This window comes from Bifidobacterium sp. LH_450 (genome assembly GCF_056356715.1).
The window spans coordinates 107,377-126,336 of the sequence record NZ_JBKEUU010000001.1 but is presented as its reverse complement, the minus strand read 5'-3'; the positions used below and the strand labels follow the sequence as shown (position 1 = coordinate 126,336).

Sequence of the window (18,960 nt, the reverse complement as noted above, 5' to 3'; positions counted from 1 at the left end):
CTAGCGCTCCAGCAGCGGCTTGAGGAAGCGGCCGGTCCAGCTGTCCGGGCATGCCGCGACCTGCTCGGGGGTGCCCTGCGCGACGACGGTGCCGCCGCCGTCGCCGCCTTCGGGGCCGAGGTCGATGATCCAGTCGGCGCACTTGACGACGTCGAGGTTGTGCTCGATGACGATGACGGTGTTGCCCTTGTCGACGAGCCCCTGCAGCACCTTGAGCAGCTTGCTGACGTCCTCGAAGTGCAGGCCGGTAGTGGGCTCGTCGAGGATGTAGACGGTCTTGCCGGTGGAGCGGCGCTGCAGCTCGGTGGCGAGCTTGACGCGCTGCGACTCGCCGCCCGAGAGCGTGGTGGCCGGCTGGCCGAGTCGGATGTAGCCCAGGCCTACCTCGACGAGCGTGTCGAGGTAGCGCGAGATGCCGGTGTACGCGCGGAAGAAGTCGGCGGCCTCGCTGATCGGCATGTCGAGGATGTCGGCCACCGTCTTGCCGTTGTACTTCACCTCGAGCGTTTCGCGGTTGTAGCGCTTGCCGTGGCATTCCTCGCATTCGACGTAGACGTCGGGCAGGAAGTTCATCTCGATCTTCAGCGTGCCGTCGCCATGGCATGCCTCGCAGCGGCCGCCCTTGACGTTGAACGAGAAGCGGCCCGGTCCGTACCCGCGCACCTGCGCTTCCGGGGTCTTCGCGAACAGCTGGCGGATCTTGTCCCATACGCCGGTATAGGTCGCCGGATTCGAGCGCGGCGTGCGGCCGATCGGGTTCTGGTCGACGTGGATGACCTTGTCGACCTGGTCGACGCCCTCGACGCGCGTGTGCTTGCCCGGCACGATGCGCGCCCCGTTGAGCCGGTCGGCCAGCACCGGGTAGAGGATCTGGTTGACCAGCGTCGACTTGCCGGAGCCGGATACGCCCGTCACGCACGTCATGACGCCCAGCGGGAAGGGGACGTCCAGGTCCTTGAGGTTGTTCTCGCGGGCGCCCACGACCTTCAGCTGGCGCGATTTGGCCGTCTTGCGGCGCGTCTTGGGAGCCTCGATGGCCCGGCGCCCGGCGATGTAGTCGCCGGTGATCGAGCGGGGCGCCTCGGCCAGGTGGGCCGCCGGGCCCGAATAGACGACCTCGCCGCCCTGTTCGCCGGCGCCGGGGCCGATGTCGACGACCCAGTCGGCCGAGCGGATCGTGTCCTCGTCATGCTCGACGACGACGAGCGTGTTGCCCAGGTCGCGCAGGTGGTGCAGCGTGTCGATCAGGCGCGCGTTGTCGCGCTGGTGCAGCCCGATCGACGGCTCGTCGAGCACGTACATGACGCCGACGAGCCCCGAGCCGATCTGCGTGGCGAGGCGGATGCGCTGCGCCTCGCCGCCCGAAAGCGTCTTGGCGGCACGCGAAAGCGTCAGGTAGTTGAGGCCGACGTCGTTGAGGAAGCCCAGGCGCGCGCGGATCTCCTTGACGACTTCGGCGGCGATTTCGCCGGCGGCGCCCTCCAGCTGCAGCCCGTTGATCCATTCGAGGCTCTTCGACGCCGGCATGTCGCACACGTCGGCGATCGATTCGCCGCCGACGGTGACGGCGAGCACCTCGGGCTTGAGGCGCTTGCCGTTGCAGGCCGAGCAGGGCACTTCGCGCATATACGATTCGTAGTAGGCCTTCATCTGGTCCGAATCCGTCTCCGCATGGCGGCGCGTCAGCCAGCGCACGACGCCCTCGAAGCCGGTCGTGTACTCGCGCATGCGGCCCCAGCGGTTGCGGTACGACACCTCGACCTTGAAGTCGCGGCCGTGCAGGATGGCATGGCGCACCTCTTCATCCAGCTCGTCCCACGGCGTATCGAGGCTGAACCCCATCTGCTTGGCCAGGCCGTCGAGGACGTGCCGGTACCAGTCCCCGGAGCTTTTCTGCAGGTTCCATGGCTCGATGGCGCCTTCGTTGAGCGACTTGGAGCCGTCGGGCACGACGAGCTCGGGGTCGATTTCCAGGCTGTAGCCGATGCCGGTGCATTCCGGGCAGGCGCCGTAGGGCGCGTTGAACGAGAACGTGCGCGGCTCGATCTCGTCGAGCTCCAGCTGGTGGCCGTTGGGGCAGGCGCGGCGTTCGGAGAACGGCACGCGCCGCGCCGGGTCCTTCTCGTCGAGGTCGACGAAGTCGGCGACGACGACGCCGTTCGGGGACAGCCGCAGCGCCGTCTCGACCGAGTCGGTCAGGCGCTGGCGGATGCCGTCCTTGACGACGAGGCGGTCGACGACGACCTCGATGGTGTGCTTGCGGGTCTTGGCGAGCTTGATGTCGTCGGACAGCTGGCGCATGTCGCCGTCGATGAGCGCGCGGGCGTAGCCGTCGCCGCGCAGCAGCTCGAGCGTCTCGACGAATTCGCCCTTGCGTCCGGTGACGACCGGCGCCAGGATCTGGAAGCGCGTGCGCTCCGGGTACGACAGCAGCCGGTCGACGATCTGCTGCGGCGTCTGCGCGCTGACCAGTGCGCCGCACTTCGGGCAGTGCGGCACGCCGGTGCGCGCGAACAGCAGGCGCAGGTAGTCGTAGACCTCGGTGATCGTGCCGACCGTCGAACGCGGGTTGCGGTTCGTCGTCTTCTGGTCGATCGACACCGCCGGCGACAGGCCCTCGATGAAGTCGACGTCCGGCTTGTCCATCTGGCCGAGGAACTGGCGCGCGTAGGCGGACAGCGACTCGACGTAGCGGCGCTGCCCCTCCGCGAACAGCGTGTCGAACGCCATCGACGACTTGCCCGAGCCCGACAGGCCGGTGAACACGACCATGCGGTTGCGCGGGAACTCGAGGTCGGCGTTCTTGAGGTTGTGCTCCCGCGCGCCCTGCACGACGATCTTCAGGTCGTTGGGCAGGTGCCCGAGGTCGGCGACCAGCGCGCCGTCCCGTTCCTGCAGCGGCGCCTTCGCCAGCTCCTTGCTCAGGAACGTGTCGCTCGTCATGACCCGTTCGACGGCCACGTTCCCTGCGTTCGATTCCATATGCGCCAATTCGCGCCTCCCTCTTGACCCGGCATCGCCTTGCGGCCCTTGCGGTATCTCCCAAGCATACATGTTCCGCGCACAATATTCGAACAGCTGTTCGAGCGTTGCGCGCCCCTCTTGAAGCCAACCGGAAGCGGCCGGGGAATCTTCCCTACCCTACCTCCCCTTCACCGGATGCGCGCAAATCCGGTTCCTTCGAGGGAGGAAAACGCCACGCGCGGAGGTGCGCGGCGCCTCTGGAAGCGGATAATCGGAAGCAATGAAAGGCCAATGGAAGGGGACGGCAAATGGAACGCACGCCACACGAAGCGGATGGAACGCGGCACGGGGAAGCCGGAAGCGAGGGGGCGCCCGGCGCCGCGAATGCAGCGGGCAGCGCAAAGGGCCGCGGGACCGCGGGCGGCCAGGAGGCCCGCGGCAGAGCGAAGGACGGCAAGGCGGCGACCGCCAGGGCCGGCGGCGCAAAGGCGAAGGGAACGGCGAACGGAACGGCGAAGGCGAAGGCGCAGCGCGACCTCGAGATGATCGTGGCATGGGCGTCGTTCGCGGCGATGGCCGTATGCGTCGCGCTCGCGCAGTTCGGCATCCTGGCGGTCGCCAAGCAGCCTGGCGAGCAGGCGACGGCGGCCAGCTGGTTCACGCCGGAACGCTACGTCGGGCTGGTATGGCCGGTCATCTGGGCGCTGCTGGCGATATGGTTGATCCGCCTGAAGAACACGCGGCGCAAGGCGCGCAAGGTCGGCGGCACGAAGCTGACGCTGCTGGGGCTGCTGTTCATCGCGACGATGCTGCTGACGGCCGGATGGACGTTCGCGTGGACGTTCGGGGGCTATGCGTGGGGCACGCTGCTGGCGCTGCTGGCCACGCTTGCCGGCTTCGCCACGCTGTTCTTCTCGCGCCGGCACGACCCAAGCGCGTGGGGCGTGGCGCCGTTCTCGCTGTTCAGTTCGTGGATGCTGTTCGAAACGGCGCGCGACGCGTGCGCCACCGGCGCCTACTACCTGTCCAAGGACGGCCCGGTCTCCGGCGGCACGCAGGCGGCCGCGACCGTCGTGTTCGCCGTGCTGCTGCTGGGCGCCGCCTGCGCCGCGCGGCTCAGGCTCGGGGACTGGACGTTCGGGCTGGCGGCGCTGTGGGGCATCGTCGGCGTCGCGTGGCGCCTGATGGACGTGTCGAAGGCGACGGCGATCGTCGTCATCGCGCTGGCCACCGTCGCCGCCATCGTAATGTACGTGCCGTGGCGCTGGGTGCGGGAACGGGTATAGTGTCCCGTTGGCTTCCGGGGCGCCCAGGCCCCGGCTCGACGCTAGAGGAAAGACGGTGACGCATGGCAATCGAAGCGCAGGGACTCGAGATCCAGATCGGGGCGCGCACCCTGCTGCATCCCACCACCTTCCATGTCGCCAAGGGCGACAAGATCGGCCTGGTGGGCCGCAACGGCGCCGGCAAGACGACGCTGACGCGCGTCATCACCGGCGAGGCGCTGCCGACCGCCGGTTCCGTGCGCGTTTCCGGCAAGCTCGGCTACCTGCCGCAGGACACCCACGCCGCCGACCCGGAGCAGACGGCGCTTGACCGCATGATGAGCGCGCGCGACATCGCCGCCATCATCCAGCGCCTGCGCAAGGCGGAGAAGGAGATGACCGACCTCGATCCGGACGTCATGACGAAGGCGATGAACCGCTACGACAAGGCGCTGCAGGACTTCGAGAAGGCCGGCGGCTATGCCGCGCAGTCCGAGGCGAAGGCGATGGCCGCCAGCCTGGGGCTTCCCGACGACGTGATGGAGCGGCCGCTGGGCACGCTTTCGGGCGGCCAGCGCCGGCGCATCGAGCTGGCGCGCATCCTGTTCTCGGACGCGGACACGCTGATCCTCGACGAGCCGACCAACCACCTCGACGCCGATTCGATCGAATGGCTGCGCGGGTACCTCAAGCGCTACGAAGGCGGCTTCCTTGTCATCTCCCACTCGGTCGAGCTGCTCGACGAAGTGGTCAACAAGGTGTGGCGCCTGGACGCGCAGCGCGGCGAAATCGACATGTACTCGCTCGACTACAAGTCCTACCTCAAGCAGGTCGAGCTCGACGAGGCGCGCCGCGCGCGCGAACGCGAGGTCGCCGAGAAGAAGGCCGCGCGCCTCATGCAGCAGGGCATCCGCCTGCACGCCAAGGCGACGAAGGCCGTGGCCGCCCAGAACATGATGCGCCGCGCCGAAAAGCTGCTGAGCGAAACGAGCGAGGCGCAGAAGAAGGAGAAGGTCGCCGACATCCGCTTCCCCGAGCCGGCCCCGTGCGGGCGCACGCCGATCGAAGCGAAGGACATTTCGAAGGAATACGGCGACAACCTCGTGTTCGCCGGCGTCAACCTGGCCATCGACAAGGGCTCGCGCGTCGTCATCCTCGGCTACAACGGCGCCGGCAAGACGACGACGCTGCGGCTGCTCGCCCACCTCGAGGATCCGGACACCGGCAGCGTGGACTACGGCCACGGCTGCAAGATCGGCTACTTCGCGCAGGAGCACGACACGCTCGACCTCGACGCCACCGTCCTCGAGAACCTGCAGGCCGTCGCGCCGGAGCTGACCGATACGCAGGCGCGCTCGATCCTGGGCTCGTTCCTGTTCTCCGGCGACGACGCGTTCAAACCGGCGCGCGTGCTGTCGGGCGGCGAGAAGACGCGCCTGGCGCTCGCCACGCTCGTCACGTCGCGCGCGAACGTGCTGCTGCTCGACGAGCCGACGAACAACCTCGACCCCGCCTCGCGCGACGAAATCCTCAAGGCCATCGCCAAATACGAAGGCGCCATCGTGCTGGTCACGCACGACGAAGGCGCCGTCGAGGCCCTCAACCCCGAACGCGTGCTGCTGATGCCGGACGGCGACGAGGACCTGTGGAACGACAGCTACCTGGAGCTCGTCGCCGAGGAATAGCCTGCCGGGTTTGCGCGGCGACGTGGGCCTGGTGCGCTACTCCTGCGGCGCCGCCTCCTTGATGGCGCTGATGGCGTTGAGCGTCTTCGGATAGCCGATGTACGGCATGATCTGGCTGGCCGCGGCGATGAGGAAATGCCGCCCGTTGCCGACATGGACGTTGGCGCCCACGTGCGCCTTGAGCTGCGGGTCGGCGCAGCCAAGCCCCGCCAGCATGCAGAACGTCGCCAGCTCGCGGTCCTCGATGCCCAGCCCGTCGCGCGTGTAGTAGTCGCCGAAGCAGTTGGCGACCAGCCAGCGGTTGATATGGCCCGTCTCGCCGTCGCCGGCGTCGGCGTAGCCGGCCATCGCGTCGCCGAACGCCTCCATCTGCGCCCGCTCCCCCTTGGCCAAGCGGTCCCCAAGCGTGCCGTCGGTGGCGCGGCCGGACGGCAGCGGCAGCCTGACGTTGACGGCCTTGAGGTAGTCGTTGGCCTTCTCGAGGAACGGCACCGCCTGCCCGAAGCCGACGTAGGCGGTGGCCTGGTAGACGATTTCCTTGAGCTCGCGGGCGCTCAGGCCCGCATTGAACCATGCGGGCATCATCGACGTGAACGCCTTGAGCCCGTTTGCGCCGATCAGCGCGGCGGCGATGGCGATCGAGCGGCGCCGGTCGTCGAGCGCCTCGTCCTGCGCGCCCGGATCGTGGACGACCTCGTCGAACGCGAAGGCGGAGAACATGTCGATGTATTCGGGGTCGGTCTGCGCGAACGTCTTGTCGTCGTTCCAGAACTGGTTCATCTTGCGGGTGATCTCTTCGAACATGTGCCCTCCTGGCATGAAAAAGCTCCCCTGTTGCCAAGGGAGCTTACTCGGCGCGACGGAACAATCAGGCCTGCTGGATGTCCTTGCCGTCCATGTCGAAATCGGCGAAGCGGTAGCTCTTGATCGCGAAGTCGTCGTATTCGTTCTTGTAGTACGTCATCGTCTTGCCCGAGAATCCGGACGTGTAGACGGTCTTCTCGAACTGGCCGTCCTCCATCTTCGCGCCGCCGTCGACCATCGCGGCAGCCTGCAGCGTCTTGAACAGGCGCGTGACGTTGTGCTGCTCGTCGGCCTGCTCCGGGTAGTGCGCATTCGCGTAGGCCGCGCGCACGAAGCGCGACGGGGAGCTGTAGTCGCCGGGTAGCCCGTGCATGCTCGTGCCGGACCCCCACGGCGTCAGCGTCGCCTTGTCCCACGTCGCCGGAGCCGGGTATTCCGGCACGTCGTTGACGTAGTTGCGGATGTTCTCGATATGGTAGGCGAACGTCGGCTGGTTCGTCAGCACGTCCACCGGGTCGTCGTAGACGTGCACGCCGTCGGCCATGTACTCGATGACGATGCTGCGCGTGCCGTCGGCGACGAGCCAGTGCAGGTACGACACCGGGTACTGCGCGTTGATCTGCTTGCCAACGATGGCGACGTCCTTCATCGCCGCCTCGACCTCGTCCACCGTCGCGAAGTTGCGCACGACCCAGAACGGGAACTCGTAGGCGGCGACGTTCGTCTTGCCGGCAATCTCATGCTCCTCATAGGCCGCGTAGCCGGGGAAGTTCAGGCCGGCGATGGCCAGCTTCTTCTCGTTCGCGCAGTCGAAGTACAGCGGCAGCCCCTCCGAGACGATGCCGACGCCGAAAACGGCATACGAACCGGCCGGCGCGCCGAACGCGGTGCGGTAGTCGTAGCCGCGCGGCGTGGCGAGGATCTTCTCGCCATACGAGAACGACCAGTCGAGGTTGCGGCCGAAATACAGGTCGCCTTCCGCGGTCGCGAAACGAACTCCAGTGCACATAATCTTGTCCTCCCCCAGCGGTTTTCCGGGACGATGGCGGCCAGCGGGCGCGGCCGCCTTTTCCTTCGATTGTAGAAAGGGGGCGGCGGTTTCTCTTGTGGAAGAAGCTTCCGGGGCGCCCCGGCGCGTCCCGCGGTACTACAGTGGAGGGAAAAGGCGCGGCGGCCCCGGCGGGGCGCGGGCGCGGGACCCGACGGAAGGGAAGGGCGCATATGGCGTCGCATGACGAAACTGAACGGATGCAGGCACTGCTGTACAACTCCTACGCGGCGCGGCAGGTGAGGGCGATGGAGCGGCCGCTGCTGGCCGCCGGCAAGCCGCTGATGCGCATGGCGGCCTCCGCCGTGGCGAAGACGGCGCTGCAGGCGCTGTCGGCCACGCCGCTGGCCGCGCGCGATTCCGGCGACATCCAGGTGTGCCTGCTCGCCGGCGGCGGCGACAATGGCGGCGACGGGCTGTTCGCCGGCGCGTTCCTCGCATCGCAGGGCCTGTCGGTGACCGCCATCGCCACCGGGCGCACGCTGCATGCCCAGGGGCTCGAAGCGTTCCTGGAAGCCGGCGGCCGGCTCTTCTGCCTCGACCCCGCCGCGCGCATCCCCGGCGTGGCCGCCGGCTTCTCCGCGGGCGAAGCAGGCAAGCGGCTTGAAGCGGCCATCGGGTTCGCCCGCGAATCCCATCTGCTCATCGACGCGATGGCCGGCATCGGCGTCGATGGGGCGCTCCACGGCATCCCGGCGGCGCTCGCCTCGTCGCTGGGGCTGGACGGCGAGCCGCCGGAAGTGCTCGCGCTGCCCTCCTCGCAGCAGCGGCCCACGCTGCCGATCGTCGTGGCCGTCGACGCGCCCAGCGGCGTCGGCGTCGACGACGGCACGCTGCCGGGGCCGTACATCCCCGCCGACTATACGGTGACGTTCGGCGCGATGAAGCCGTGCGCGATGCTGCCGCCGGCCGCCTACGCATGCGGCAAGCTCACGCTCGTCGACTTCGGGTTCGACCTGGAGGGCGCGTCGCCGGCCGTCGAGATGGTCAACGGCGATTTCGCCTCCGAGGCGATCCGGCCGTGCCAGGTGGAGGACTCGAAGTATTCGCGCGGCGTCGTCGGGCTCGTCACCGGTTCCGACGAATATCCAGGCGCCGCGGTGCTCACCTCGAGCGCAGCCGCGCGCACCAACATCGGCATGGTGCGCTACATGGGGCCGCGCCGGGCGCAGGACCTCGTGCTGCAGGCGCTGCCGGAAGCCGTCATCGGCAAGGGGCGCGTTGAAGCCTGGGGCGTCGGCTCGGGCGTCGGCGTGCAGGAGCGCGGCGAACAGCCGGGGCTGCAGCAGGCGACGATCGCCGCGCTGCTGCGCCACTACGCACTATCGGAAGCGCAGGATGCGCTGGAAGAGGATTCGTCGGCCCACGGCCGTTCCCCCGAACAGTACGGGCAGCAGGGCGCGGCGGCCGACGTCGCCGGCGATCACGACCGGCAGGCGATGGCGATGCCGCCGGTCGTCGTCGACGCGGGGGCGCTGGAGCTGCTGCCGCAGCACGTCGCCCCGCAGGTGCTGCTGACGCCGCATGCCGGCGAGCTGGCGCGGCTGCTCACGCGGCTGGGGCATGCCGTCAACGCCGCGTACGTCAAGGCGAATCCGCTGGAATGCGCGGCGCTCGCAGCCCGCGAAACCGGCGCTACGGTGCTGCTCAAGGGCGCCATCACGATCATCGCCGGCCAGTCCGGCGGCTCGATGCGCGTGCTGGCTTCCGGCCGCGCGCCGGCATGCCTGGCGACGGCCGGCGCCGGCGACGTATTGACCGGCGTCGCCGCGGCGCTGCTGGCCCAGCAGGCCACGCAGGTACAGGACGATCCGGCGTGCGTTGCGGAAATCGCGGCCAGCGCCGCCTACATCCACGGCCGGGCCGCGGCGGTGGCCTCCGGTTCGCGCCAGCGCGGCTGGAGCCGCCCGAAGCTGTATGGCCTCGAGGAAGGCCAGCCGCTGGAAGTCGAATCGGTCGGCCACCCGATTCTGGCGGCCGACGTCGCCGACGCGATTCCGTTCGTGTTCGACGAACTCGCGTAGCCGCGCCGCGCTTGCCGCTAGCGGCGCCCGTTGGAACGCAGCTCCTCGACGACCTGGGATTCGACGGACGCGATATGCGCCTCCAGCGCCGCGCGCGCCTCGCCGCCGTCCGGCGTAGCGTCGCGCTGCCACAGCAGCTGCTGCAGCTCCTCTACAAGCATGCTGGACACGTAGGCGCGGACGATGGGGAGCGACGTTTCCTCGGTGTCCGGATCATCGATATCCACGCCAGTGGCCTGCGCGATCAGCCGCGCCATCGTCGCCTGGTCGACGGCCCGCTCCCCCATCGCGTCATGCAGCCGCTGCGTATAGGCGAGCTGCTTGGCGAAGCCGAGATTCGCGATTTCCAGGTCCGCGGCGGTCTCGCTGTCGGTGCGGTGGCAGAACTGGATGGCGCGGCGCTGCGCCTCGCACAGCGACGTGAACTTGCGCGGGCGGTCGGTCACTTCGCCGCGCGTACGGCTCGTGAACGTCGCCGGCGCCTCCTGGTTCCAGCACGAGGCCGTCTGGCCCATGTCGGAAACGTTGAGCACGACGCTGCGCTCGCCGCAGATGTATTCCCAGCGGTTGACGTACGGGAATTCGTTGATCTTCGAATACGAATGCGTGCAGGTAAGGCCGTGCAGCCCCTCATACGTCTCGCTCACTACCATCGCGGGAACCCTTCCGTTCTTCAAGTCGCTGCCAATCTTAACCGAAGGGACGACGAAAGGCGGCTGTCGCGGCGGCCGGGGAAAATGGAACGATTGGCCGGCAAAGCCGGTCTGGAAGGCGTGACGGAGGCAATAAAGAGGCGATGATGAGCAGGCGGTTGGGTGTTGTTGCGGCGCTGCTGGCGGTGGCGATGGCGGCGGGATGCGGCGCGGGAGGCGAAACCGGAACGCAGGCGTCGCCATCGGCGCCCCAATCTTCTTCTTCCTCCGCTTCTTCTGTGGAAGATTCCCCGTCGCAGTCCCCCACCCCCTCCTCTTCCCAGGCGGACATGTCGTTGTCCATCGGCAGCGGCGACCTGCGCAAGACGGCGTATGCGCTGGTCAGCAGCGCCGAAAACTCGACGCTCGACTACTGGGACGAATACGGGTATATCGAGGATATCGGCGACGGGCGCGGCCTGACGGCCGGCATCATCGGCTTCACGACGAAGACGGGCGACCTGCTGGACGTCGTCAACGAGTACACGAAGCTCGACGCCAAGAACAATCTCGTCGATTTCATTCCCGCGCTGCGCAAGGTCGTCGGCTCCGATTCGACCGACGGGCTGGGCGATGCGTTCGTCGAGGCATGGAAGGCGGACGGTTCCGACGAGCGGATGATGCAGGCGCAGAACCGCATCGTCGACGCGCAGTACATGAAGCCGGCGCTCAAGGCCGCTTCGGACGACGGGCTGTCCGCGCTGGGACAGTACGTCTACTATGACGCGATCGTCGTGCATGGCGACGGCGACGACGCCTCGAGCTTCGGCGGCATCCGCAAGGCGGCGAAGACGCCGGCGCAGGGCGGCGACGAAGCGGAGTACCTGGACGCGTTCCTCGACGCGCGTACCGAAGTGATGGAGCAGGAAGAGGCGCACCGCGACCTGTCGCGCATCGAGGCGCAGCGCAAGTTCATCGCCGCGAAGAACTGGAACCTTGCATTGCCGCTGAAGTGGACGATGTACGGCGACTCCTACACGCTGACGCAGCAGGACGTCGACGCGATGCCATCCGCCGACGCATAGGCAGCGGATGGCATTCAACGCATGGACTGGGGCCGTTGCCCGGGACGACCAGGCACGCCAAGCGGCATGACTATGGCCGTCCCTGGCCGCAGTTGCTGCAGAACTTGCCTTCATTGGCTGTGCCGCACTGGCAGGTCCACGGTCCTTGCGGCTGCGGCTGCCCGCAGTTTCCGCAGAATCTGCCGGTGTTGGGGGTGCCGCATTGGCAAACCCATTCGCCTTGGGGCTGCGGTTGCGGCTGCCCGCAGTTGCTGCAGAACTTGCCGGTGTTGGCGGTCCCGCACTGGCAGGTCCATCCAGTGGCCTGGGTTCCTGCTGGGCTGCCTGCAGCGGGAGCCTGGGACGGAGTGCCCTGCGGAGCGCCAAAACCACCGGTGGGAGAAGCGCCATAGACGCTCTGCGGAGGGTTCGGCGTGCTCGGCATCGGCATGGACGCCGCCATCCCGGTACCGGTCATCCCGGCCATGCCAAGGCCCATGAATCCCGTCATGGCGCCGGCTTCGTTGGAAGCTGCGGCCTTCATCGCCTCCGCCTGCGCGGCCGAGAGATTCGCAGCGCTCATGGACGGGTCGCGCATCACCGCCGTACGCTGCAGCTGCTTGATCATTTCCTCATCTTCGGGGCTGATGGCGATGGAATTGACGCCGAACGACACGATTTCCGTGCCGCGCAGGTCCCTCCAATCCTTGCTCATCTCCTCGTTGAGCGCATCCGCAAGTTCCTTGGTGTGGGCTGGGACGGCGGAGTAGCGGATGCCCATGCCGGAAATCTGCGCCAGCGCCGGCTGCAGCGACGTGAGGATCTCGCTTTTCATCTGCGGATCGATCTGGTCGCGCGTATAGGTCGATTCGACGTTGCCGCACACGTTCTTGTAGAACAGGATCGGATCCGCAAGACGGTACGAATATACGCCGTTCATGCGCACGGCCGTGTCGATGTCGAGGCCGATGTTGGCATCGACCACGCGGAACGGCACGGGCGTGGACGTTCCGTATTTGTTGCCGACGATTTCCTTCGTATTGAAATAGTAGATGCGCTGGTCGGTGCCGGTGTCTCCGCCGAAGCCGACGCGCTTGGAGAACTCCGCGAAGCTCTTCTTGATGCCCTCGCCGAAGCCCCCATAGAACACGGAGGGCTGCGTGGAGCTGTCCCAGACGAATTCGCCCGGATCCGAGCAGAATTCCACGATGGCGCCCTGCTCCACGATGATCATGCACTGGCCGTCGGCCACGGCGATGATCGAGCCGTTGGAAATGATGTTGTCATCACCCTTGGTATTGGAGCTGCGTCCTTTCGAATTGACGCGCTTGGCTCCTTTGGCAACCAGCGTGTCCGCATCGAGCGCTTCGCAGTAGAAGTAGTCGCGCCAGCTGTCGGAGAGCACGCCTGCCGCGGCGCCGATTCCCGCCTTCAACAATCCCATGGTCCTGCTTCCTTTCTTGAGTGGCTGATGCCTGTTGCGATCAGCTGTTCTTTTCGATGTGTTTCCTGGTCGTCGTGGTGCCCAGGAACTGGTCGGCGCTCCGTGTCAGTTCAAACGATCCATCCTGAAGGTATTGGCGCGCCGCCGACTGGGTATGCGCCGTCTTCATCTGGCCCACAAGAATGAGCAGGACCAGGGCGGCGATGACGAGCGCCCCGGCGACGGGAACGACGATGCGCATGGTCTGGTCGTCGGGGAACCACCCCAGTCCGAAAGCGCATCCCAACAGGGCCGCTGCGGACACCACGAAGACGCCGAGGAACCACAGCAGGCCCTTGACCTTGGAAACGGGCAGGTCGCCTACCAGTTTGCCGGTCTGCCCATTCATGGCGAACAGGAACGATTTGTCATTCCATACGGTATTGAGCAGCCACACCGGCAGCATGGCATAGGAGGCATTGTCCACCGTGCTTTGCGCATGGAACGTCTCCTTGCTGACGCTGTCATAGCCTTTCACCGTGCCGCGAAGCTCGCTTTCCAGGGAATTCTCGGCACGCTGCGTGGCCCGTTCACTGCATTCGTCGCTGGACTGGTCGTAGCGGTCTGCCGCGAAGCCGGGAAGATAGGCGACGGAGAAATCGGTAAGCGCGCCATAGTCGTATGGCTCGATGGCATCCATATGGCCGTCCGGCATCGATGTCGAAGCGTCTACCGGGATGCGTTCGAACCGTGCGCTGCCTGAGCGCGTGCATGCATACCTGTCCGTTTCGGTGATTTCCTCGTCGCCGCGCCGGTACGTCCGCTTGTTCTCGGCCTTGTACGTGCCTTCGCCGTCGGACGACACGTCGTAGAGCCAGAAGGGGACGTATACGCCCTGTATCTTTTCCAGCCGGTTATGCTCGGTAAAGCTTCGCGGCAGCAGCATCTTGTGCTTGTAGAATTCGGCAAGGGCGCTCGTGGCGTGGTTCTTGTCCTTGGCGAAGGGAATGAGGCAGTCGGGGCGGAATTCGCCGTCGACGCGCCCGGGGGCCACTGCCTGATTGCCGCAATAGGGGCATTCGCTGATGGCGGTGGTGGGCTCGCATACCAGTTCGGCGCCGCAGCTGGAACATGAATATGCGGTGTAGTCGAGAGGTTGCCCCTGCTGTTCGGCTCCCCACGCTGCCGAACCGGCCAGGACGTCGTTATCGGCTTTTTCCTGCTTGGCTGCATGAAGCCGCTCGATTTCCTCCACGCTGAACACGCTGCCGCAAAAGTCGCAGGCTACGCTGCCAAGCTCCGACGCGAAACGTACCGCGCCATTGCAGGCTGGACAAGTATAGTTCACGGATTGAGCGCCCATGATCGCCTTCCTTTCCGAGAAGAAGTCGTAATCCCTTACGATTCGGAGGTTCCGGTCTTCTCTGTCTTCTTCAGATGCATGGTGCCCTCACTGCCGTCGCTCTTGGACTGCAGCGTCATCGAGCCGTTGTCGATGGTGAATTCCAGCGTCTCCTCATCGACTTCCATTGTTCCCGCCGTAGCGCTGGTCGCCTTCCACGTGCCGGTGGCTTCCTCGTCGAACAGGTCCCAATACACCGTTTTGTCGGATTTGAGCTCCATGCTGATCTGGATGCCCATGGCCTTGAGCGATGCAATGTCGTCCTCCGTGATGCTGTCTCCGTTGGCATCGTCAACGGAAGTCAGTTCCCAGTAGCCGACGATTTGCGTGGTATCGATGTCCGCGTTGCTCGAACTGCATGCCGCTACTGAGAAGAGCAGGGCGAATGCGCACAGGGCGCTCAATGGTCCACGCGCTTTGTTGATGATCTTCATGATCGTTCCTCTCCACTAGTTTCTCTTGGACGAAACGCATCATTGTGTCCGTCCCGTTTTCAGTTTAGGGAGAAGCATCTGTGTTTTGGCATGCCCGCTGTCCCGAATCGCCTACGGAAAACGGGCCCGCGGTCCCAGTCTTGCTGGGCGAAGAATCTAGGGGAAGGACATGGTGGGCAGCGATGGCGGCATCCGGAATGGATTACTGCAGCCCCGGCACGATGTAGCCTTCGGATACATAGTGGATGGCCAGCTTGAGGATGCTGTCGTATCCGGTTTTGGCGAGGATGCTGGAAATGTGCCTTTTGACGGTCCCCTCGCTCATATAGAGTTCCGCGGCGATTTCCCTGCGGTCCTTCGTTTCGCATACGAGCCGCATGATGGCGATTTCCTCGTCAGTGAGCATGTCAAGCCCGGCGCTTCTGGCATGCTTGCGTGGGTCTGCAGGCCAGATGGCGTATCCTTCCATCGTCGAACGCAGCGTGGCGAGCAGTTCGCCGGTATTGACGTTCTTGTAGATGAAGCTGTCCGCACCGGCTTGCCGGGCCTGCTCTACGAAGGTGATTTCAGGCATGCCGGTCATGATGACTACGCGAGGCGTTTCGCCGGCTTCCTTCAGCAGCCGCGTAGCGGCAATGCCGTTGGCGTCATGTTCGGTGCATACATCCATGAGCACGATGTCGGGCTGCGTGAGCTTTGCCTTGCCAGGTACCTGCGAAGCGTCCGATATCGCGCAGACCACCTCCATGTCGTCCTGTGCGTTGATGGCCTGCTTGAGCGAGTCCCGGAGCATGGTCTGGTCTTCGACGATCATGATGCGCATTGCCGTTCTCCTTGGTCCGGTTCCGTCGCTGATTGTACTGCATGGGCGCTCCGGGGCCTGAACATGGCCTTGAGGGCGAATGAGGGCGCCGTATCGACGACGAATACGCCACCGGCTTGCTGCACTGCCCGACGCATGCTTGCAATGCCGGTCCCTTCCCGGTAGCGGTCCGATGGCGGCCTGGTGCCGTCGTCCTCTACGTGCAGGACGAGAAGATCGCCGTCGGTCCTGAGCGTCACCTCGACCCGTGACGCGCCGCCGTGGCGGATGGCGTTGGTTGTGCTCTCCCGTGCGATGACGGCGATGGCATTGCCTATGTCGTCGTCAGGCTCGACCTCCAGATGAAGGTCGATGGCGACGCCGACCAGCGCGAACGATTCGACGATGGACTCAAGCTCGCTGCGCCACGGCGCATGCGCGCAATGGAGATCCTTGCCGATGCCCTCAAGAAGCGGCAGAAGCCGTCCGATGGTGTCGTCGTCAAGCCTGTCGTCCTCGAGAATGCGCGTAATCAGCGACAGCCGCTGGCCGATGACATCGTGCACGCGCGCTTTGGCGGCAAGCGCCGCCTGTTGCCGGGCGGCCTGATGAACGGACTGCAGCGCGTCCTGCAGCTGCCGTTCGCTGCGTTGCAGCGCATCGAGGGATGACTGGATGCGCAGCCGGGCCTGTTCCTCTTCGGTAACGTCGAATGCCATGACCGCCGTCATATGCTCTACGTCGCCCAGCAGGCAGCATCGGAACATGGAAAAGCGGCGGTTTCCCTGTTCATCGTCATGGCCGATGATCAGGCCTCCATGGTGCAGGTCATCGCGGGTGGCTTCTGGCGAAGAACATCCGGAATGCTCATGCAGGACCTGCTCGAGCTGGCCGATGGTGCCGAGCGCATGGGCCTGCGTTGTCAGCAGCCCCAGGGTGATGCGCAACGCATCGTTGACCATGATGATTCGCCCCGTGCCGTCCGCGATGGCCAGTCCGGCGGGCATGCGCTTCAACGCGGGCAGGAAGGCGAGCCGCGATGGCCCCGCTGTCCGCCGCCGTGCATCGTCTGCAAGCTGGAACGCACTGAGAAAGGAAAACAGCAATGCGTCTGCGGCGACCAGGGCGGCTGCCGCACTGCCGATTGAGGCCAACGCCAACGGGGTGAACAGGAAAAGCCATACGCCCAGAGCTGCCGGAAAGGGCCTGCGTCCTATCAGCGAATCGGCAATGAAGATGGCGGCGGCGGGGACGTCGAGCCATAGCGCCATTGCCAGAGGGGAATCCATTGCCAGCATCGTTTTCCATCCATGGGCCGCCGCATTGCAGCACCATCCCATGAGGACGAGATGGACTATCAGCGCCATCGTCTTGGCATAGGGCCATATGCTGTTGTGCCGTACGGTTCGGTAGAACAGCGCGACAAGGTGCAGCGCCTGCATCACGCTGAGCAGGAAGAAGACGGCGATTCCCAGAATCAGCGCATCATGGTCGGCGTGGAACAGGCTACCCATGGTCGGCTGCCTTCCGGGTTCCACAGCCGGCGGTTGCGCGCACGAGCACTTCCAGTTTCAACGTATCATGGCGCGGGGTAATGGAATAGGCGGCTTCGGAGCGGTCCATCCATTGCCGGAACTCCTCTACTTCAGGAGCGCCGTCGAAGGGCGGCGTCTCGCATTGCAGCACGGCCGACATTTTGAGGGCGTTCCCGTCGCCATCCCTGATGGCGATCAGCAAGGCGCCGCCGCCATGGCGGGCCGCCATCATCGCCAATCGATAGGCGCAATCAAACAATATGCTGACGGAGGGGACGGGAAGCTTGCGTTTCGTCGATACCGTAGCCGCGGCCGCTATGCCAAGGCTGCGGGCATCTGCGGCCATTTCGGCAAAGACCAGCTGCAGCGTTGCGGCATCATATGGCGTTTTGGCCGATTCATCGACAAGCAGCGCCCCTTTGCGCTTGGCGTACCCGGCAAGCAGCCTGACGGTGCACAGCGCATCGCGCCTGTCCTGCAGCGACGCGCGTTCATCGAGGTCCGCAATAAGCGTGCGGATGGAGTCGGCCGCCGCTGCAAGCCCCTCCTCTACGCGCTCCAATGCCGACGCTTCCTGGATTTGCCGGAAGATCTTCTCATCCACGGCAATGGATCGCTGCAGCACGGCGTTGCGCTCGCGGACTTGATCGGCCAGCGAGAAAGCCTCCTGCTGCCGCCTGAGCAAGCGGCTGATGTCCTCTGTAAGAAGGGCCTGGCCGCCTGGGACCTTCCATGCCCAGTATGCATTGCCAGGCTGGCTGGCCACGTTGAAGCGAACGGGCCGGTCGCCGCCGTCGGCAACGCCAAGCAATGCAGCGCGTTCATCTGGCTGCAGCGGGCCGCTCCCGTCGCTGAGCAGCGTAAGACGTCCGCACGCATCGACGATCTTCAGGTCGACGGGCAGCAAGCGGAACGTGTCACGATAACGGCGGAAGCCGGGAAGCAGGCCGCTGTCAAAGCAGAGTTCGAAAGCGGCCATGAACACCGTCGCATAGACAAGGGAAAAATTCGTGGAGAATATCCCTCCAATGCGCATTGCGTAGAGGGCACCGTATATGGCTCCGCCGAGGGTAAGCGCCAGCAGCGGAATGAAGACGAGGTTCCTATGCTGGCGGGAAAGCGCGAACAGCAGTCCGAAGAACGCCAGATACAGCATTCCCGACCATATGGCGACCAGGTAGTATACGGGTCCATATGCGTATTCGCCGTTCCAATGCGGATCGGCCAGGGAGAACGAAAAGGCGAGCATATGCGAACTGTTCGACAGCACGAGGGCACAGAGCGCTGCCGTGCACATCCCCGTCGTCCACATCGTTGCGGTGCGTGCCGGCGATGGCAGGGGAAACGTCACCTCCACCGCGGCGAGAAAGCAGAGCCATGGAAGGAACAGCATGGGGATGTAGTAGCAATACCACAGAAGCCGCGTCAAGCCATCATGATGCGCAGGGTATTTGATGAGTACGGCCAGGAACCAGAAGAGCAGCAGGATAGTGACGCCTATGATGACGCCCCGCACGAATCTATCGGGGCACCGCCCCATGAGCACGATACCCCAGATGGCAAGGACGGGGGCCTGGGCAATGAGCCAGAAGGTGCCTGCGCTGGGACTGCCAGGCATGAACGACCTGGCCTCGTTCGGTTCGCTGCCCGTCGTCAGGCATAGGGCAAGGACGGCAAGCACCAGCAGCGCGGCCAGGACGCCAATGATGCATGCCGTGTACTTTTGCCTAAGGAAAGGCCCCCGGCGCGTAGACGCAGATGCTCCTGTCACGAAGTACCCCCTTCCGTGGCGATAATGTCCAGCGCGTGGTGGCTGATTGTCGTCATCCTCCCCTAATCCTAACGGTCCATGCTCACGCAGGCTAGGGAACGCGGAGG

Annotated in this window: 14 protein-coding genes; 4 read left to right on the top strand and 10 right to left on the bottom strand. The window is 65.5% G+C overall.

Annotation, left to right across the window (positions count from 1 at the left end):
- Positions 1-2,943, bottom strand: a complete 2,943-nt coding sequence (uvrA, locus tag AC1AXT_RS00580) for an excinuclease ABC subunit UvrA (RefSeq protein WP_476540490.1) — start codon at positions 2,941-2,943, stop codon at positions 1-3.
- 329 nt (positions 2,944-3,272) lie between these two features.
- On the opposite strand from uvrA, the gene AC1AXT_RS00575 reads away from it, so the two are divergent.
- Together AC1AXT_RS00575 and AC1AXT_RS00570 are read left to right on the top strand one after the other, a co-directional pair.
- Positions 3,273-4,250, top strand: coding sequence for a hypothetical protein (locus tag AC1AXT_RS00575; protein WP_476539750.1), 978 nt, complete (start codon positions 3,273-3,275; stop codon positions 4,248-4,250).
- Positions 4,251-4,312: 62 nt separating this feature from the next.
- Positions 4,313-5,914 carry an ABC-F family ATP-binding cassette domain-containing protein gene (locus tag AC1AXT_RS00570; protein ID WP_476539748.1) on the top strand — a complete coding sequence of 534 codons (1,602 nt, stop codon included), beginning with the start codon at positions 4,313-4,315 and terminating at the stop codon, positions 5,912-5,914.
- A gap of 36 nt (positions 5,915-5,950) precedes the next feature.
- On the opposite strand, the gene AC1AXT_RS00565 is transcribed toward AC1AXT_RS00570, so the two are convergent.
- The gene (locus AC1AXT_RS00565) at positions 5,951-6,718 is read right to left on the bottom strand and encodes a carboxymuconolactone decarboxylase family protein (protein WP_476539746.1); all 768 of its coding nucleotides are present in this window, start codon (positions 6,716-6,718) and stop codon (positions 5,951-5,953) included.
- 64 nt (positions 6,719-6,782) lie between these two features.
- Positions 6,783-7,727 carry a choloylglycine hydrolase gene (gene bsh / locus AC1AXT_RS00560; protein WP_476539744.1) on the bottom strand — a complete coding sequence of 315 codons (945 nt, stop codon included), beginning with the start codon at positions 7,725-7,727 and terminating at the stop codon, positions 6,783-6,785.
- Positions 7,728-7,939: 212 nt separating this feature from the next.
- On the opposite strand from bsh, the gene AC1AXT_RS00555 reads away from it, so the two are divergent.
- Positions 7,940-9,790, top strand: a complete 1,851-nt coding sequence (locus tag AC1AXT_RS00555; protein ID WP_476539742.1) for a bifunctional ADP-dependent NAD(P)H-hydrate dehydratase/NAD(P)H-hydrate epimerase — start codon at positions 7,940-7,942, stop codon at positions 9,788-9,790.
- A 17-nt stretch (positions 9,791-9,807) separates the two neighbouring features.
- Here AC1AXT_RS00555 and AC1AXT_RS00550 read toward each other — a convergent pair whose 3' ends face one another.
- The gene (locus AC1AXT_RS00550) at positions 9,808-10,443 is read right to left on the bottom strand and encodes a hypothetical protein (protein WP_476539741.1); all 636 of its coding nucleotides are present in this window, start codon (positions 10,441-10,443) and stop codon (positions 9,808-9,810) included.
- A gap of 146 nt (positions 10,444-10,589) precedes the next feature.
- Here AC1AXT_RS00550 and AC1AXT_RS00545 point away from each other — a divergent pair, with 146 nt between their 5' ends.
- Complete coding sequence (locus AC1AXT_RS00545) at positions 10,590-11,507, top strand: chitosanase (RefSeq protein ID WP_476562916.1); 918 nt, start codon at positions 10,590-10,592, stop codon at positions 11,505-11,507.
- 70 nt (positions 11,508-11,577) lie between these two features.
- Here AC1AXT_RS00545 and AC1AXT_RS00540 read toward each other — a convergent pair whose 3' ends face one another.
- The 6 genes from AC1AXT_RS00540 to AC1AXT_RS00515 all read right to left on the bottom strand — a co-directional run bounded on the left by AC1AXT_RS00540 (position 11,578) and on the right by AC1AXT_RS00515 (position 18,853).
- On the bottom strand, positions 11,578-12,930 hold the full coding sequence (locus AC1AXT_RS00540; protein ID WP_476539737.1) for an SPFH domain-containing protein: 1,353 nt from the start codon (positions 12,928-12,930) through the stop codon (positions 11,578-11,580).
- Positions 12,931-12,970: 40 nt separating this feature from the next.
- The gene (locus AC1AXT_RS00535) at positions 12,971-14,272 is read right to left on the bottom strand and encodes a TFIIB-type zinc ribbon-containing protein (RefSeq protein WP_476539735.1); all 1,302 of its coding nucleotides are present in this window, start codon (positions 14,270-14,272) and stop codon (positions 12,971-12,973) included.
- Between the two features lie 35 nt (positions 14,273-14,307).
- Positions 14,308-14,745, bottom strand: coding sequence for a hypothetical protein (locus AC1AXT_RS00530; protein WP_476539734.1), 438 nt, complete (start codon positions 14,743-14,745; stop codon positions 14,308-14,310).
- 202 nt (positions 14,746-14,947) lie between these two features.
- A complete protein-coding gene (locus tag AC1AXT_RS00525; RefSeq protein WP_476539732.1) occupies positions 14,948-15,568 on the bottom strand; it encodes a response regulator transcription factor in 621 nt (206 codons plus the stop codon).
- Positions 15,556-17,061: an ATP-binding protein gene (locus AC1AXT_RS00520; RefSeq protein ID WP_476539730.1), complete on the bottom strand. Its 1,506-nt coding sequence runs from the start codon at positions 17,059-17,061 to the stop codon at positions 15,556-15,558. The genes AC1AXT_RS00525 and AC1AXT_RS00520 overlap by 13 nt, the downstream gene beginning before the upstream one ends.
- The gene (locus tag AC1AXT_RS00515; RefSeq protein WP_476539728.1) at positions 17,054-18,853 is read right to left on the bottom strand and encodes a hypothetical protein; all 1,800 of its coding nucleotides are present in this window, start codon (positions 18,851-18,853) and stop codon (positions 17,054-17,056) included. Before AC1AXT_RS00515 ends, AC1AXT_RS00520 begins: the two co-directional genes overlap by 8 nt.
- Positions 18,854-18,960 lie beyond the last annotated feature (107 nt).